Genomic DNA, 17,464 nt, shown 5'->3' with positions numbered 1-17,464 from the left:
CGCCTACTGAGTGTCTTTATCGGACGGCAGAACAACGGTATTTATGGGCTTGCTTCTCGGCCAGTCCGGGATCTTACGCCCCAGCCGTCCCGCACCACCTTGAGATAGACCGGCGGAAGGACCAGCATATTTAGTGCTGTTGAGCTGGCCAGGCCGAGCAGGATCACGACCGCCATCGGAGCCTGTATCTCACTGCCCGGCTGACCCATGTTGAGCGCCAACGGAATCAGAGCCAGGCCTGCCGAAATTGCGGTCATCAGGATCGGCACTAGCCGCTCCTCCGCCCCGCGCCGCACTGCTTCGGCAAGATCGGTGATGCCTTCGACTTCCTGCAAATGCTTGATGTGGCTGACCAGCATCACGCCGTTGCGCGTGGCGATGCCGAACAGGGTGATGAAGCCGATGATCGTCGCCACCGACAGCACGCCGCCGGTCAGCCAAAGCCCGACCACGCCGCCGACCAGCGCCAGCGGCAGGTTGATCATGACCAGCAGCGCATCGCGGCCCGAGCGGAACGCCTGACGCAGCAACAGGAACATGCCGACCAGCACGATCAGCCCGAGCGCTAACAGCGTGCGAGTGGCGCTCGCGGCGCTTTCGAACTGGCCGCCCAGCTCGATATGCGCGCCTTGGGGCAGCTCGACCGTGTCTACTGCCTCTCGCACATCGGCCACCACTGCGCCGAGATCGCGGCCCTGCACATTGGCGAGTACCAGCTGCATCCGCTCGACACTCTCGCGGGTGATTGCGTTCGGCCCCTGGTCGCGGACGATATCTGCCACTGCCGCGAGCGGCACCAGCGTGCCGTTCGGCGCGGCGAGCACCATGCTTTCGATCTGGCCTGCATCGGCAAATTGCGCAGGATCGTAGCGTACCACGACATCGGTGATAACCGGGCGCTCGATCAGCTGACCGACCTCGGCCCCGCCGATGGCCGCTTCGATCGCGCCGGTCACGTCCTCGACCGCGAGACCATAGTTGGCGAGGTCCGCGCGGCGCAGTCGCACGCGCAGGTACGGCACCATGCTTTGCGTATCCTTTTGCACGTCGACCGCACCGGGAATGCCCTGCACCGCGCTTTCGACCTGCGTCGATATGCGCTGGAGCGTATCAGTGTCAGGCGCGAAGACCTTGATCGCGATGTTCGCCCGCGCGCCCGAAAGGATGTGGTCGACCCGGTGGCCGATTGGCTGGCCAAAGATCGCCTGCACCCCGGGCACAGTACCGACCGCGCCGCGCAAGGCGGTGAGCAGTTCTTCGCGGTCGCGCCCGCCTTCGTTGAGCGTCGCCTCGATCTCGGAAGCGAAGACCTCCTGTGCATGGGGATCGCCTGGCGCGCGGCCCGTGCGTCGTGCGGTGGTGCGCACCTCGGGCTGCGAGAGCAGCGCCGCCTCGACTTCGCTTGCGGCGCGGTCGCTGTCTTCGAGGCTCGTGCCGGGCAGCGTCGTGACGTTTACTGTTAGCGAGCCTTCGTTGAACTCGGGCAGGAAGGCCCGGCCCGCTAGCACCATGCCAATCCCTGCGACTACGAACAGCGCCAAAGATCCGATCACCATGGCGCGCCAGCGGGTCATCAGCGTGTCGAGCAAGCTGACGTAACGTGTCTTGAGCTTCGCAACCCAGTTCGGCTCGTGACCGACCGCCTCGTCCTTGCGGGTGAGCAGGTTATAAGACAGTGCCGGGGTCAGCGTCAGCGCGATGGCGAGGCTGGCGAGCAGCGACACGCCATAGGCGAGCGCGAGCGGTTGCAGCAGCCGCCCCTCGATGCCGGTCAGGCCAAACATCGGCAGGAAGACGAGCAGGATGAGCAGCGTCGCGAACAGGATCGATCCCTGCACTTCGGCAGTGGCCGAACCGACCACGGCGATATCGCTTTGTTGCTCGCTTTCCGGCTTCTCGCGTTCGAGCCGCAAGCGGCGCACCACGTTTTCGACCACGATGATCGCATCATCGACCAGCATGCCGAGCGCAATGGCAAGGCCGCCGAGCGTCATGGTGTTGATCGTGCCCCCGCCCGAATTGATGACGATGATCGCGGAGACCACCGAGACCGGGATCGCCGCCAGCGCCACGGCAGTAGCGCGCCAGCTCATCAGGAAGATGAAGACGATCACCGCGACCAGCACCAGCCCTTCGATCAGCGCGCTGCGGACGTTGTCGATCGAACGTTCGATGAAATCGGCCTGGCGGAACACCTGCGTCTCCAGCACCATGCCTTCGGGCAGCGTGCGCTGGAGATCGGCGAAGACGGTGTCGAGTTGCTCGGTCAGTTCGAGAGTGTTGGCGCCCGGCTGCTTCTGAATCGCGAAGATCACGGCAGGCTTGCCGTTGAACGCTCCGGTCCCGCGCTTCAGCCCTTCGCCGATGCGGATCGTGCCGACATGGCGGGCGAGCACGGGAAAGCCGTTCTGCTCGCCGACCACGACATTACCGAAACCTTCCGCGTCCTCGGCGCGGCCTACGCCTTCGATCAGCCATTCCTGTCCGTTGGCAACCCCGACCCCGGCGGAGCGATTACCGCTCGCCTTTTCCATCGCCTCGACCACCTCGTTCATGCCGATGCCGCGCGCGGATAGGCGCGCCGGATCGACCAGAAGCTGCACCTGGCGCTCGTCGCCGCCGATGGTCATCACCTCGGCAATGCCGGGCACGGACATCAGGCGGCGGCGCACGATCCAGTCGGCGGTGCTCTTGAGGTCCATCGGGCTGGCGGTGTCGGAGCGCAGCGCGACGAACATGATCTCGCCCATCACAGAACTGGCGGGGGTCATGTGGGGTGCGGGCAGATCGTCGGGCAGTTCATCGCCAACCGTTGCGAGCCGTTCGGACACGATCCTGCGCGCATCCTCGGGCGCGGTCGACCATGCGAATTCGAGCGTCACGACCGATAGGCCGGTGGCGCTGTTCGAGCGGATACGGCGCAAGCCCGGCGAACCGTTGAGCGAAGTTTCGAGCGGGATCGTCACCCGTTGCTCGACCTCGGTCGGCGTGTAGCCCCCGGCATCGACGACAACGGTCACGGTCGGTGCGGTCAGATTGGGCAGCACATCGACCGGCGTGCGCGCGGCGGTCCATGCCCCGAACAGGGTCAGCAGCACCGCGATCGCATAGACGACCGGGCGATTTTCAAGGCTCCAGCGGACGAGTTTCTCGATCATCGGTTCAGCCTCAGTGCGCGTGGCCGTGACCGAAGGCACCCGGCGTTGCCGCCGCTGCACGAACGGCTGCCGCGCCGCGTGTCACCACGCGCTCGCCAGTCTTGAGCTGCCCTTCGACAGCAACGCGATTGCCGCTGCGACGAATGACGGTCACGGGCCTGCGCTGGAAGGTCTCGCCCGCGATCTGGACATAGACCACGTCCTGTCCGCCTTCGTTGAGGATGGCGCTCGCCGGAATGGTCAGCGCTTCCTCGCTGCCTCCCACCATCAACTGGCCCTGCACACGCTGGCCGGGGCGGACCTGGCGGCTGTTCCAGGCAAAGATCACCGGCAAGGTTCGGGTGGCGGGATCGATCGCTCCGCCGCCTTGGACCAGTGCTACGCCGCTGCCGCGAGGCAGCGAGATAGTCTCGTTCGGCAGGACCAGTTCGATTCCCTGCGGCTGCACGACCTGGCTCGCCATGCTCTCGGGTACACGCGCAACCAGCCACAGCGCGGAAGGATTGCCGATGCGCAGCAATTGCTGCCCCCTGGTCACGCCCTGGCCCTGAACCATCCAGGTTTCGAGCACCTGTCCGGTGATCGGTGCGACCACCGGCACGCCTGCACCGCCCCCGGAGAGCGCATTGCGGCGTGCCTGTGAGGCGGAAATCTGCGCTTCGGCGAGCCGCAACTGGGTGCGCGCCTCGTCGAGACGCCGCTGGGGTACGGCCTCGCCTTCGACCAGTGCGTTCATCCTCTCGACTTCGCGCGCGGCTGCATCGCGGGCGATGCGGGCCTCGCGGATGGCGAGATCGAGTGTCGCCACGTCCTCGCCGCCGCCCAAGGTTGAGGAAATGCTGGCCAGTGTCTGGCCGCGCCGCACGCCCATGCCCGGCGAGGGCACGCGGGCCGCGCGCACGATGCCGTCGACCGGCGCAGAAACCATGGCTTCGGCTTGGGGCTGCATCTGCACGTCGACCGTCACCGGAATGGTGAGCGCCACGTCTTCACGCCGCACCGCTTCGGCGAGGAACGGGATGCGCCACTGGACTTCCTTGGTGAAGGCAATCGCGCCGTCGATCTCTTCTTCCGCCGGAGCAGCTTCGGCCCCCTCCTCACTCGTGGCCCAGACAGTCACTTCACCCAGATCGTGCGAAGAAACCCCGCGCGGGGAATCGAGCACCAGTCGAAGGCGTGCCTTGCCCGACTTGGACGCCTTCAGCAGCGGACGGAAAATGCCTTCGACATCGCTCGGTCCTGCCTCGGCGCGATCGACCGTGCCATCGGGCCAGGTCAGTTCGGCGGTGAGTGTGCCTTCGGTGACCGCGCGGTAATCATCGAGCCAGGAAAGGTGCGCGTCGAAGCGGCGGTCCTTGCCCATCACCAGAGGCCGGTACTCGACGAACAGCTCTGTCAGATCGGCATAATCGGTGACCTTGATCCCGCCTCCGCCGTGCCCGTGCGCCTCTTCGGCAGGCACATCGGCACCGCTGCAAGCAGCGAGCGAGAGGGGCAGGAGGGTGGCGGCGAGCACCACAAGCAGGCGGGATCGGGTCATGTGTTCAGGTCTTCTTGTTGGGTTTCAGATGAAAGCCGCAGATCAATGATCGTGCGGCACGGATTCGTCGTGCGGCTCGGTATCGTCATGGGCTTCTTCGGCGACCGGCTCAGGCGCATCGTTGTCGTCATCGACCACGGCGGCCTCGGCGGGTGCTGCCTCTTCCGTGGCGGTTTCACCGCAAGCGGCCAGCGCCAAAGTGGCGGGGATGACGGCGAGGATAAGGGTCTTCTTCATGGGTAGGTCCTTCCTGTTGCTAGGTCGAAAGTGATGGCGGCGTCTGCGGCGCGCCGTGCGTGCGCGATGACGGTCAGTTCGCCATCGCGCTGGGCTTCGTAGGCATCGACAAGTTCGACGACGCCGATTTCTCCGGCCTCGTAGGCAGTGCTAGCGATGGTCCCAAGCCGCGCAGCATCATCGCGAGACCGGGCAGCCGCAACGGCGGCTTCCTGCGCTGCAACGGCGCGGGTGGCGGCGGCTTGCTGCTCGGCTTCGGCGGTGCGCTGGGCAATCGCAAGTTCGGCTTCGAGCGCGCGTTGCCGGGCTTCTGCCTCCGAGACTGCCGCGCCGCCACCGTTCCAGATCGGCAGGGTCACGCCGATGGAAACCGTGGGGCCATAGGCCGTGTCGATCCCGTCGTCGCGGCGAAGGACGCCTGCGCCGACCGAGAACTGCGGGAGTCTTGCCCGCCGTGCCGCCGTGACACGCTGGCTCGCGGCCTGGAGCCGCTGTTCCTGCGCGGCAAGGTCCGCGCGGGTGCCGGTGGCAGCGCCGCTGCGCAGAGAGGTCATGGCAGAGGGCGGGATTTGCGGGTCTTCGATCCCAGTCAGTGCGGCCAGCGCGACGCAGCCTGCTTCGCGTTCACCTGTTGCCAGTCGCAGTTCCGCTTCCGCGCTGCTCAGCGCGACGCGCGTACGGCGCACGTCATAGACCGCTGTGTCGCCTTCGCGGGCGCGCGCTTCTGCGATGCGCGTGGCTTCGGCTAGGTCGGCTGCGTGAGCTTGCCAGACCTGCAATTCTGCGCCCGCTGCCGCGCATCCAACATAGGCACGGCGAGTATCGGCAACGAGCAGCTGACGCCGCCATGCAATGTCGTTCTCAATTGCTTCGGCCTCGCTGCGCGCGGCATCGCGCAAGGCTCCGCGCCTGCCGGACAGGTCGATGGGCTGGATGATGCCAAGCTGCCACTCGCTTTCCCCGCCCGCGCTCTCGCGCGACAGTTCAAGCTCGGGATTGTCGAGCGGGCCGATGATCGACACTCCCGCTGCAGCCTCGGCCCGGTTGGCATCGTCGCGCGCAGCAATACCTTCGCGCGCCAGTGCGCGGGCGATCGCGAGATCTTCGGTCAGAACTTCCTGCGCGGCAAGCGGCAGGGGCGCTGAGCACAGGCCTATAATGAGGGCGATGGATGCGACCTGCATCCGCAATTTGGGCATGAATTCCTCCACATGAGCTGACACGCCGGGCGCTCGCCCGGCACATGCGTCAGGCCGTGCGGGGAGGTCTCAGGAGGGATTCCGGGCGTGAAAGCGCCGCTTCCGCAAAGCTGCGATCGAAACGCAGGTCTGTAGGCGCAAACCAGGATGACAGTTGCGGATCGTCAGGCGTCAGCATCGCCGTTGCCAACGAAAGCGAAGGGCTATGGTCGTGGGTCAGGCCTTCATCGGGGGCGTTATCGCCAGAACCATGTTCATCGGCCGCAACGCCATCATCGGCGTGTTCATGCGCATGATCGGCGTGGTGCGTGTGCACCGCAGAAGCCGAGGCCATCTGCTCATGTCCCGCGAGATGCGCACCCCACGCCGCCTTGGGCACGACAAGCGCGCAAACTATTAGGAGGAGAGCGAAACGGGCGAACATACCTGCCTGATTAGGTTGCAATGACGCAATTGGCAATTCGATTGGTTGCGAAACCCAATTTCGCCCTGCAAGTATTTTATGGTTATACGTCGGCCATCAGCGACTTCGCAATGAGCCCTGAATGGCAGGGGTTGGGGCGCAAAGCTGATATTGATCTAGCCCAACTTTCAAAAGGAAAAATTCAATTTCGAGTCCCGAAAAAGGCATCGAACCAATGCATTAGACGGTCTTTGCGGGCCTTTTGTGGGCTCTTTGCATAAACCGAATTCCATAAATATTTGAAAATACGCGGAAAAATAGGCCGAATGTGATGCCTCTTCTGGGCACCATTACCCATTCGCTGAGCGCCTCGCGAATGGGCCAAAGCCCCGGAAAACCAGCGTTTGTTTCCAGCCGCAGTTCGGACCGGTGCCGTCTGAGATGCGTGTTCGTGGATTCTGGTTCGGCAATCTCAAAACGACCGTTGCAGCAGGCTGCCGACCGCTTCACCACGGGTCGCAATGGATATTGCGGTGTCCGAAGCGTCGAGGAACCTGTCCGCTACAGCTCGTCGCTGATCCAGATGCTGTGGCTGTCGACCAGGATGCGGGTGATCGCGCGCAGCGCCTCGGTGCGCGCCTGCACCTCGGCTCGGAACATGTCCTGCGTCTGCCGTTCGGCGAGCAGCAGATCGGCCAGGTCGATCGCTCCAAGATCATAGCCCTTGCGCATTTTCAGCACGGCGGCGACTTGCGCCTTGGCGCCATCGCGGCTGCGTTGCCAGGCGGACCAGGCCGCATCGGCCTGGACGACATCGGTATCGGCCATTTCCTGCACGTCGAACGCGACAGCCGTTGCCATCGCTTCGGCTGCCGCCGCTTCGCTGCCCGCGCGGTCGGCGAGCGCGCTGCGGTGCCGCCCGCCGATCGGGATGGTGGCGATCAGGCCGATCCCGGTTTCCTGGCCGCTGCGTTCGCTGAACGCGCGAACGCCGACGCTGGGGTCGGCGATGCGGTCGCGCCGCGCGCGATCGGCCAGCGCCTGCATCCGTTCAGCCTCTGCCCTGGCCGCGCCGATCTCGTGGCTGCGCGCGATCACCAGAGCGCGCAGTTCGGCAAGGCTTGCCTGCGGCATCTCGGGCAGCGGGAGGTCGTCCGGCGCGGCAGGCAGCGCCAAGCCCGGAAACTGCGCCGCGATCCGCGCCCTGGCCAGCTCAGCGCGGCCCGCCGATTGCTGCACCTGCAACCGCGCCGAACCCAGTGCCGCCTCGGCCTGATCGACCTCCATCGGTGCGGCATCGCGCAGTTCTGCCCGGCGTCGGATGCTGGCGAGCGAGCGCTCCAGATTCTGCACCGCCTGTGCGTCGATCTGCTGCTCGGCCGCCGCGCCCAGCCAGTCCCACCAATAGTCGGCGAGCAGCAGGGCCGCCTGATGCCGCGCATCCTCCATCCGGTTTTCCGCCGCCGCGACGCCCGAGGCGCCTGCCTGCCGGTCGAGGCGCGCCTTGCCCGGCAGCCGGATCGGGCGGCTGAGCGAGGCATCGAACTCGGCATAGCGGCCGTCGCGATCGACGCTGCGCTGGATCGCGCTGGTGGTCAGCTGGAACTCGTGCGGGCCCGCGCGCAGCGCCTCGCCATCGGCGCGTGCAGCCGCGACCCGCGCCATCGCGGCAAGCACCGTGGGATGCTGGTCGAGCGCCTCGCGGACCTGTGGCTCGGGCGGCAGGCCAGGCTGGGCAAGCGTGGGCGCGGAACCGGCGAGCAGCGCGGCGATCAGGACGAATCGGCGCTTCATGCGGCTTCTCCGGTGGCAGCGCCCAGCGCGCCGGCGTCGCGCTCTGCCCGGCTCTCGCCGAAGCGCTGGTAGAGAATGGGGAGCAGGATCAGCGTCAGCATCGTTGCGCTGACGAGCCCGCCGATCACCACGATCGCGAGCGGGCGCTGGATTTCCGACCCCGGCCCGGTGGCGAACAGCAGCGGCACCAGCCCGAACGCGGCGATCGTCGCGGTCATCATCACCGGGCGCAGTCGCCGCGCCGCACCCTGGCGCACCGCCTGTTCGAGGCTCAGACCGTCCTCGCGCAGCTGGCGGAAACAGGTGACCATGACCAGCCCGTTGAGCACCGCGATGCCGAGCAGCGCGATGAACCCGACCGAGGCAGGGACGGAGAGATATTCGCCCGAAAGCGCGAGCGAGATGATCCCGCCGACCATAGCGAAGGGGATGTTGACCAGGATCAGCAGCGAGGCGCGTACCGATCCCAGCGTCGCGTAGAGCACAAGGAAGATCAGCACGAGCGAGATCGGCAGCACCACCATCAGCCGCGCCGAGGCCCGCTGCTGGTTCTCGAACTGCCCGCCCCAGACCAGCCGATAGCCCTGGGGAAGCTTCACATTGGCCTCTATGTCGCGCTTCGCATCGTCAACATAGCCGACCAGATCGCGGCCGCCGACAAAGGCCTGGACCATCGCGTAGCGCGAGCCGTTTTCATGCTCCAGCTTCACCGGGCCTGCGACCTGGCGGACTTGCGCCACATCGCTTGCCCGCACCAGCTGGCCGGAAGGCGCGCGATAGAGCTGATCGGCAAATTGCGCTGGGTCCATGCCCGCGCCGCCGGTGCCTTTGATCATTACGGGCACGCGGCGTCCCGCTTCGGTCACGGTACCGGCGCGCACGCCCTCGACATTGGCGCGCATCATGTCCTGCAGCAGATCGACTGGCATCCCGGCGCGTCCGGCAGCCACGCGGTCCATGTCGAGCTGCAGATAGTCGACGGTGTCGTTGGCGACGGTCATCGCCTCGGTCGTGCCCTCGATCTTCTCCAGCCGGGCCTGGATCTGCCCGGCGAGCCGCGACAGTTCCTTGAGATCCGGGCCGAACAGCTTGATCACCAGATCACCGCGCGCGCCGGTCAGCATCTCGGAAATGCGCATCTCGATCGGCTGGGTAAAGGTCGGCTCGATGCCGGGAAAATCGTGCATCACATTGCGGATCTGGTCGGTCAGCCAGGCCTTGTCGCCCCGGCGCCACTCGTCGCGCGGCTTCAATTGCAGGAAGCTGTCGGTCTCGTTGGGGCTCATCGGGTCGAGCCCCAGCTCGTCGCTGCCGACGCGCGCGATCACTGCCTCGATTTCGGGCACATCGGCGAGCAGCGCCTTCTGCACCTTCATGTCGCCTGCGGTGCTGTGATCAAGGCCGATGCTCGGCAGCTTGCTCAGCTGCACGATGATGGAACCTTCGTCCATGGTCGGCAGGAAGGTCTTGCCGGTCACCGCATAGGCCCCGCCCGCGAGCACCAGAGCGGCGCCAGCGCCGATGAAGACCCGGCGGGGATGCGCAAAGCTCGCATCGAGCAGCCGGGCATAAAGCGGTGTGATCCACCGCATCAGGACCGGCTCATGATGCCCCTCGACGCGCTTGAGGCCATAGAAGGCGAGCACCGGGACCAGGGTCAGCGACAGGATCAACGCCGAGAGCAAGGCCAGCACGATGGTCATCGCCACCGGCGCGAACAGCTTGCCCTCAAGCCCTTCGAGCGTGAGCAGCGGCAGGAAGACGAGCGCGATGATCGCCATGCCCGAGGCGACCGGGGTTGCGACCTCCGCTGTCGCGACGAATACCACGTTGAGCTTGGTCGCGCCGCGATGCTTCGGATCGGACAGCCGCTCGACGACATTCTCGACCACCACAACCGCGCCGTCGACGAGCATGCCGACCGCGATGGCGAGCCCGCCCACGCTCATCAGGTTCGCGGTCAGGCCGATGCTACGCATCCAGATGAAGGTCATCAGCGCCGCCATCGGCAGCGCGAGCGCGACGATTACCGAAGCGCGCACATCGCCCAGAAACAGCAGCAGCAGGATGACGACCAGCACCGTCGCTTCGAGCAGCGCCTTTTCCACCGTTCCGACCGCGCGGCCGATCAGGTCAGATCGGTCGTAGAACGGCTTCACCGTGACGCCCGGCGGCAGCGTCGGCTGCAGTTCTTCGAGCCGCTGCTTGATCCCGGCGACGATCTTGCTGGCATCCGCGCCCCGAAGGCCGATGACCAGACCCTGCACCGCCTCGCCGGTACCGTTCTTCGTCACCGCGCCATAGCGGGTGAGGCTGCCCATGCGCACCGTCGCGACATCGCCGACACGCAGCACCGTCCCTCCCGCGCTGCGCACCACGACCGACGCGAGATCGTTGAGCGAGGCGATCGCCCCGACCGAGCGCACGATCAGCGATTCCTCTGCGACGCTCAGCCGCCCCGCGCCGTCATTGCGGTTGCTTGCCTCGATCGCGGCCTTGAGGTCCTCGATGGTCATGCCTGCAGCTGCGAGCGCTGCGCCATCGGGTTGCACCTCATAGGTTTCGACCATGCCGCCCAGCGCGTTGACATCGGCAACGCCGGGCACCGTGCGCAGGGCGGGCCGCACCGTCCAGTCGAGCAGCCGCCGCTTTTCGGTCAGCGACAGCGGGCCTTCGATGGTGAACATGAACATATCGGACAGCGGCGTCGAGATCGGGGCCATCCCGCCCTCGACCGTGGCGGGAAGGTCCGCCGTGGCATTGGCGAGCCGCTCGGCGACCTGGCTGCGTGCCCAATAGATGTCGGTACCGTCGGCAAAATCGATGGTAATATCGGCAATCGCATATTTGGCGACCGATCGCAGCACCGTCTGATTGGGGATGCCCAGCATCTCCATCTCGATCGGCGTGATGACGCGGCTTTCGACCTCCTCGGGGGTCATGCCCGGGGCTTTCAGGATGATCTTGACCTGGGTCGAGCTGATGTCCGGAAAGGCATCGATCGGCAGGTTGACGAACGACCATGCTCCGAGCGCCGCAATCGCCAGCGCAAGCCCGGCGACAACAAGGCGAAAATTGAGCGAGGCTTCGACCAGCTTGCGTAGCATCGGATCAGTTCCCTGCCAGCAGCATCTTGAGCTCGCTGATGCCCGATACCGCGACCTTGTCACCCGGCTTCAGCCCATCGGACAGGATCGTCCGGTCGCCAGACTGGCCTGCAACCGTCACCGCGCGCGGCGCGAAGCCCTTGCTGGTCCGCAGCAGCACATGCGGTTTGCCGTCGATGGTGGTCATCGCGCGCGAAGGCACGCTGACGCCGGGCTGTGCGCTGTCATGATGGATCACGACCATCACCGACTTGCCCGCGACCAGCGGCGGCGTTCCGTCGATCCGCGCCTTGGCGATGATCGACCGGGTCGCCGGATCGAGCGAGCTGCCCACCGACAGGATCGAACCGGTCAGTTCCGGCATCGCGCCCGTTGCCGGGACCGCGATGCGCATGCCGGGGCGGACCTGGCCCGCCAGGCGCTCGGGCAGCTGCATATCGAGCGTGAAGGCGCTGCTGTTCTCGATCACGAAGGGTGCGGAGGTCGCCATCACCGGGCCGCCAACCTGCGCGGTCATGGCCGCGACACGCCCGGCGATCGGCGCGCGCAGCGTGACCTCGCCCGAGGCACTGGCGCCTGCCTGGCGCAGGATGCGCGCGTTTTCCGCGACATCGGTGCGCGCGACGCGGATCGCGGCGTTCATCTCGTCGGCGCGCGCGCCTGCGACAATGCCTTCCTGCACCAGCTGACGGGTACGTGCGGCGCTGGCTTCGGCCAGGCCCAGCCGCGCCTGGGCGCGCGCAAGCTCCGCGCCATATTGCAGCGGCTCGCGGCTCCTGACGGTCGCCAGGGCTTGTCCGGCCGAAACCTGCTGACCCTGGATGACATGCAGCCGGATGATCGCGCCGTCGAACGGGGCGGTCACCGCCACCTGTGCTTCGGGAGGCAGGGTGATGGCGGCAGGGACGGTGCCCAGCGGCACGTCCATCGCGGCCTCAGCCACTACAGTCTGGACGCCCAGGCGCCGCAATTGCTGCGCGCTGAGCGCTCCCGCGGCGACCGACATATCGGCCGTTTCCTGACCGGCACCATCAGGCTGACCCCATCCTCCGAGCAGCCGATAGCCAGCGAAGGCGGCGACAATCGCCAGTGCCGCGAGAGTTGCGTAGAGAATCTTTGCCCTGTCCATCCCGACCTCGTGACGGGCAAAGCTGACGGTTGCCTGACAGTGGCTGCTATTGCCGGAAATCGAGGATCAGGCTGCTCGAGGCTGGATCGGTGCGGATCGATCCGCGATGCACCTGCATGATGCGGTGGACGATGGCCAGCCCCAGGCCGGCGCCATCGGGACTGGCGTGATCGGCGCGCGCGGTGCGTCGAATCATCCGTTCGAGCTGCTCTTCCGAAAGCCCCGGACCCCCGTCCGACACGCGGATGACGGCGCTGCCATCCAGGATCACCCGCACCGTGCCGGCAGGAGGCGTCACGCGCACCGCGTTGTCGATCAGATTGCGCAGGGCGGCCCCGATCGCCTCGCGGCGTCCACGCAGGCTCGGCGGCTGGCCGTCGCTGACCAGCTCGATCATCCGACCCGAGGCGATCACCGTCGGCGCGATGCGAGCGATCACGTCGCTGGCAAGTTGGGTTAGATCGACATCGTCGGTCGCGGTCGCCGCAGCCTCCTGCGCATCCATCTGCGCCAGCAGCATCAGCTGGTCAATCAGCCGCCGCATCGCCGCGACATCGCCCTTCAGCCGTGCCGCCGGCTCCCCCTCCATCCCGTCGAGTTCGAGCATCATCGCCGCGAGCGGCGTGCGCAGTTCGTGCGCGACATCGGCGGCAAAGGCCTCCTGCTGCGCCGCCGATTGCTCGAGCCGCCCCAGCAGCGTGTTGACGGCCGTCGTGAACGGCAGGATTTCCGCGGGCAGATGTGCGTCATCGACACGGATATTGCGGTCCTGGCCCGATACCGCGTTAAGCCTGTCGGTCGCCTCGGCGAGCGGCTGGAGCGCGCGGCGCATGACGAAGTGCATCGCCAGCATCATCGGGATGGCCAGCGCCAGCACCGGCAGCACGACATGTTCGGCCATCTCGCGCAGCGCGGACCGCAGCGCGTCGGGCGCGGACATCGCGGCGAAACTGCTCCAGTATTCGAGCAGCACTGCGCCCAGCAGCAGGAACGTGCCGCCGGTGACGACCACGGCCAGGCCGCGCGCGAGCGAACGGAAGATCGACGGTGTCGGCCGCTCCATCACCCGCTCCGCAGCATGTAGCCGACGCCGCGCACGGTATGCAGCTGCCCGGCGAGCCCGGCTTCCTCGAGCTTGCGGCGCAGGCGTGAGACGATCGCCTCGACCGCGTTGGGGGTCACCGGCTCGTTGAAGCTGTACAGCGCATTCTCGATCGCATCGCGCACCACCACGCTGCCCAGCCGCCGCATCAGCAGCTCGAGCAGATCGGCCTCGCGCCGCGACAGGTCGATCACCCGATCGTCGAGCCGCGCCTCGCGTGTCACCGGATCGAAGCGCAGCGGACCGCTCTCCAGCACGCTGACCGCGCGCGGTCCGGGCCGTCGCAGCAGCGCCCGGATTCGCGCCGCCAGCTCCTCGATGTCCACTGGCTTGACGAGATAATCATCCGCACCGGCGTCGAGCCCGGCAATCCGGTCCTCCAGCCCACCGCGCGCGGTCAGCATCAGCGCGGGCACCAGCTGGCGAAGGGCACGCTGATGCTGCAGCCAGGCGAGCCCGTCGCCATCGGGCAACCCCAGATCAAGGATGATCGCATCGAATTCGGCACCCGCCAGGCTGTCTTCCGCCGTAGCAAGGTCAGGCGCCATGTCGCAGATGAACCCACGCCGCCCCAGTCCTTCGGCGATCAGCCCCGCGAGCCGCTCATTGTCCTCGACGATCAGCAGACGCAAGGCGCAGCTCCCGGATCAGTCTTCGTCATGATCATCCTGACCGACAATGCGCAGGGCGCTGGCAGATGCATGATGTTCGGCATGTTCGGCTTCCTCGCGCGATCCGGGCATGAAGGCGTCGCGATCATAACGGGTGATGCCGAACACGGACAGGCCGACGATCACCAGCGCCGCAAGGTTCGCCATTACGCGGCGCACGCGTGGTTCGCGCAGGATGCGCATCCCGGGTCCGGGCTTGCGGCCGGTAACCATTGCCCTGGCCAGATTGTCGCGCGTCAGGACCGACATCACCACCACGCCGATCACATGGACCACGATCAGCCCGAGCAGCGAGAAGGCGAGGATTTCATGCAAATCCTCGTTTCCTGCGCCTGTCGTCATCTGGATGCCTGTGCCGACGACCGTTGCCGTGCCGGCAAGCAGCGCCAGCACTGCCAGACCGCCAAGCGGATTATGCCCCAGCGTGCGCTGCGGTCTTCCGGCCAGCAACTCCCGGACATGAGGCAGAACCGCGCCGGGTTTGACGAAGTTTGCGAACCGGGCCTGGGCATTGCCGATCAAGCCCCAGCACAGGCGAAACACGATCAGCACCGCCGCAAGATATCCGGCGGCCATGTGCCATGGGGCCAGGGCGCTCGCTTCTTCCGACGATGCAAAAGCGATCGCGATCGCTGCCACCAGCAACCAGTGAAACAGCCGCGTCGGGAGATCCCAGACGGGTACCGTAGAATGCGCGGGATGAAAGATCTTTGTCATGCCAGCCTCCTGTCCAGTCCGTTCTGCCCAAGCTGGCTGACAGCAGCCTGACGACAGGGTGCCAAGGAAACAGACTGTTCGGGGGAACACCGCGCGTCAGAACCCACCCCCCTAAATTTGGGGGGAGGGGCTGAATCTAAACCACTGGTTAGGCATTTGGGCATAGTCCCATAGGCTCTCCACACTGCGACGGGAGATCACCGATGATTCAGTATTTCACTGCCAATGCGCCTATCCGGCGAAAGTTTGACATTCTGATCATGCTGCTGGGCACGCTGGTTGCCATTCCGCTGGTCGTGACATTGTCCGGTGTCGGAGGCCTTCTGGGCATCCAACTGGTCGAGCTGTTCGCGCTGGCAGCGGTGGTCGGCGTGATGCTGACCGCAAAGAAGCTCATATGCGATCCCTATGTGAACACCGTTGTCCGGATGGAGGGTCTCGCGTCGGGCGATCTCGTTTCGCCCATCCCCTATGGGCATTTCGAGGACTGCGTCGGCCGGATGAGCCGCGCCATGCTGATCTTCCGCGACAATGCCAAGGCGCGCGAAGAATCGGATGCGGCGCTCCAGGACGTGATCGGCGAGGTTACCTCGGCGCTCGGTCATCTGCGCGATGGCGATCTGGGCTATGCGATCAAGATCAACGCTGCGCTGGGCGAAAAGGCCAATGCCATCAGCCATGCGTTCAACGATGCGACGGCCGCGCTTTCGGCGATCCTTTCGAAGGTCGCTGAGACCGCCAGCAATGTCCTGAACGGCGCGACCGAAATCCGCTCCGCGTCGGACGATCTTGCCCAGCGGACCGAGCAGCAGGCGGCCAACCTTCGCGACAGCGCGCTCGCCATGGCGGAAGTCACGCAGATGGTGCAGCAGACCGCGAAGAATGCGGGCGAAGTCGGTACCCAGGTGGCCGAGGCGCATGTCGCCGCGACCGATGGGGGCGCTGTGGTGCATCGCGCGGTCGATGCGATGCACGCCATCCAGAAATCGGCGAGCGAGATCACCAATATCATCGATGTCATCGATGGCATCGCCTTCCAGACCAACCTGCTCGCGCTCAACGCCGGAGTCGAAGCCGCACGTGCCGGCGATGCAGGCAAGGGCTTTGCGGTGGTCGCCAACGAGGTGCGCGCGCTCGCACAGCGTTCCGCCGACGCCGCCAAGGACATCAAGGAATTGATCCAGGCTTCGACGGCCAGCGTTTCGGATGGCGTGGCGCTGGTCGACGAGACCGGATCGGTGCTGTTGCAGATCGGCGACCGCGTGGCGGCCGTGAACAGCCGCATCGCGGAAATCTCGGCCTCGGTGCAGGTCCAGGCGAGCCGTCTGCAGCAGGTAAACCTTGCCGTCGGCGAAATGGACAAGATGACCCAGCAGAATGCGGCGATGGTCGAGCAATCGACTGCCGCTTCGCGCAGCCTGGCAGACGAGGCCAATGATCTGGCGATGGTGGTGCAGCGGTTCAGCGGCACTGCTGTTGCTGCGACCGCCAAAGCCAGGCCCAGCGCTCCGACGCAGCGTACAAGGCCGCGTGCGGTGCCGCAAATGGCGGGCAATCTCGCCTTGCAGACGGTGCAGGACGAGGACGACTGGTCGGAATTCTGACCTCGACTGGTCGGGCGCTCATCAGGGTCTGCGCGCCGGTCCTGGCTGTGGCCTTGCGCGTTGTGCGACTGGCTGATTGATCGGACAGAGCCGCGTTCGCTCTCTCAGACGGTTTTGCCCGATCAGCTGTCGCCTGGCATGGGCGATGCCAGTCCGAGCCACGCGACGACGGCGATCACCGCCACCGCGAGCAGCAGCTCGACGAGCAGCGTTCGACGCATGGTCTGGAGCGCTTGCTGATCCGGGGCCGGGCCAGCGTTCCAAGCGTCCGGGATGCTTCGCGCTGTCGACCGATTGGACCTGGCGCATAGCAACATGAGCGCGACCAGTCCGAGTTTCACAACGAGCAGCTGACCATAGCGTGTTGAAAGAACGGGCAGGGCCTGGCCGAGGCCGAAGATCATCTGGCTGTTGACGACGCCTGTCAGCGCCACCACCAGCACAAGCGCCGCGCCGACTGGTGCAAAGCCCTTGAGCGCCGCCGCAAGCGCCATGGTGCGCTCCGGATCGGATCCGGCATGGGCGCGCAGCACGAGCAGCGCGAACCAGCCGATCGCACCCAGCCAGAGCCCTGCGGCGAGCAGATGGGCTGCGTCATTCAGTCGGTGCAGCCAACCGGCAAAACCCTCGCCAACCGCGGCATGGCCACTCCAGGCCAGGGTGCCGAGCGCGGCGCCATAAAGGCTCGCGGCGATGCTGGAGCTGGCGCGCGATGGCCGGAAAAGCAACGCCGGCACCCATGCGAGGACAACCGTCAGGACACGTACAATCCCGGCCCGTCCGAAATCGGTGGCGCCGACGAG

General features: G+C 66.1%; 13 protein-coding genes. 1 reads left to right on the top strand and 12 read right to left on the bottom strand.

Going from position 1 to position 17,464, the window contains the following annotated elements:
• Positions 1 to 41: 41 nt before the first annotated feature.
• The 11 genes from AX735_RS16995 to AX735_RS16945 form a co-directional block, all read right to left on the bottom strand.
• Positions 42 to 3,158 carry an efflux RND transporter permease subunit gene (locus AX735_RS16995; protein WP_066044387.1) on the bottom strand — a complete coding sequence of 1,039 codons (3,117 nt, stop codon included), beginning with the start codon at positions 3,156 to 3,158 and terminating at the stop codon, positions 42 to 44.
• 10 nt (positions 3,159 to 3,168) lie between these two features.
• Positions 3,169 to 4,698 (bottom strand): efflux RND transporter periplasmic adaptor subunit, encoded by a 1,530-nt coding sequence (locus AX735_RS16990; protein WP_066044389.1) that lies wholly within the window; start codon positions 4,696 to 4,698, stop codon positions 3,169 to 3,171.
• Positions 4,699 to 4,740: 42 nt separating this feature from the next.
• The gene (locus AX735_RS16985) at positions 4,741 to 4,935 is read right to left on the bottom strand and encodes a hypothetical protein (RefSeq protein ID WP_066044391.1); all 195 of its coding nucleotides are present in this window, start codon (positions 4,933 to 4,935) and stop codon (positions 4,741 to 4,743) included.
• The gene (locus AX735_RS16980) at positions 4,932 to 6,134 is read right to left on the bottom strand and encodes a TolC family protein (RefSeq protein ID WP_082730817.1); all 1,203 of its coding nucleotides are present in this window, start codon (positions 6,132 to 6,134) and stop codon (positions 4,932 to 4,934) included. The genes AX735_RS16985 and AX735_RS16980 overlap by 4 nt, the downstream gene beginning before the upstream one ends.
• Positions 6,135 to 6,183: 49 nt before the next feature.
• Positions 6,184 to 6,558, bottom strand: coding sequence for a hypothetical protein (locus tag AX735_RS25290; RefSeq protein ID WP_137775297.1), 375 nt, complete (start codon positions 6,556 to 6,558; stop codon positions 6,184 to 6,186).
• A 540-nt stretch (positions 6,559 to 7,098) separates the two neighbouring features.
• On the bottom strand, positions 7,099 to 8,331 hold the full coding sequence (locus tag AX735_RS16970; RefSeq protein WP_066282636.1) for a TolC family protein: 1,233 nt from the start codon (positions 8,329 to 8,331) through the stop codon (positions 7,099 to 7,101).
• Entirely contained in the window at positions 8,328 to 11,438 is a 3,111-nt protein-coding gene (locus AX735_RS16965; protein ID WP_066282634.1) for an efflux RND transporter permease subunit, read from the bottom strand. The genes AX735_RS16970 and AX735_RS16965 overlap by 4 nt, the downstream gene beginning before the upstream one ends.
• Before the next feature lie 4 nt (positions 11,439 to 11,442).
• Positions 11,443 to 12,567 carry an efflux RND transporter periplasmic adaptor subunit gene (locus tag AX735_RS16960; protein WP_066282632.1) on the bottom strand — a complete coding sequence of 375 codons (1,125 nt, stop codon included), beginning with the start codon at positions 12,565 to 12,567 and terminating at the stop codon, positions 11,443 to 11,445.
• Positions 12,568 to 12,613: 46 nt separating this feature from the next.
• Entirely contained in the window at positions 12,614 to 13,630 is a 1,017-nt protein-coding gene (locus AX735_RS16955) for a sensor histidine kinase (RefSeq protein WP_066282630.1), read from the bottom strand.
• The gene (locus tag AX735_RS16950; RefSeq protein WP_066282627.1) at positions 13,630 to 14,301 is read right to left on the bottom strand and encodes a response regulator transcription factor; all 672 of its coding nucleotides are present in this window, start codon (positions 14,299 to 14,301) and stop codon (positions 13,630 to 13,632) included. Before AX735_RS16950 ends, AX735_RS16955 begins: the two co-directional genes overlap by 1 nt.
• A gap of 15 nt (positions 14,302 to 14,316) precedes the next feature.
• Complete coding sequence (locus tag AX735_RS16945) at positions 14,317 to 15,057, bottom strand: cytochrome b/b6 domain-containing protein (protein WP_066282624.1); 741 nt, start codon at positions 15,055 to 15,057, stop codon at positions 14,317 to 14,319.
• Between the two features lie 203 nt (positions 15,058 to 15,260).
• On the opposite strand from AX735_RS16945, the gene AX735_RS16940 reads away from it, so the two are divergent.
• The gene (locus AX735_RS16940; RefSeq protein WP_066282619.1) at positions 15,261 to 16,661 is read left to right on the top strand and encodes a methyl-accepting chemotaxis protein; all 1,401 of its coding nucleotides are present in this window, start codon (positions 15,261 to 15,263) and stop codon (positions 16,659 to 16,661) included.
• 122 nt (positions 16,662 to 16,783) lie between these two features.
• On the opposite strand, the gene AX735_RS16935 is transcribed toward AX735_RS16940, so the two are convergent.
• Positions 16,784 to 17,464: CopD family protein (locus tag AX735_RS16935; RefSeq protein ID WP_066282617.1), on the bottom strand; the 681-nt coding region annotated here is incomplete at its 5' end.

The organism is Blastomonas sp. CCH1-A6, from assembly GCF_001556365.1.
Classification (GTDB): Bacteria; Pseudomonadota; Alphaproteobacteria; order Sphingomonadales; family Sphingomonadaceae; genus Blastomonas; species Blastomonas ursincola.
Note: the sequence above shows the minus strand (reverse complement) of the source record. Positions and strands in the feature narration are given on the sequence as shown.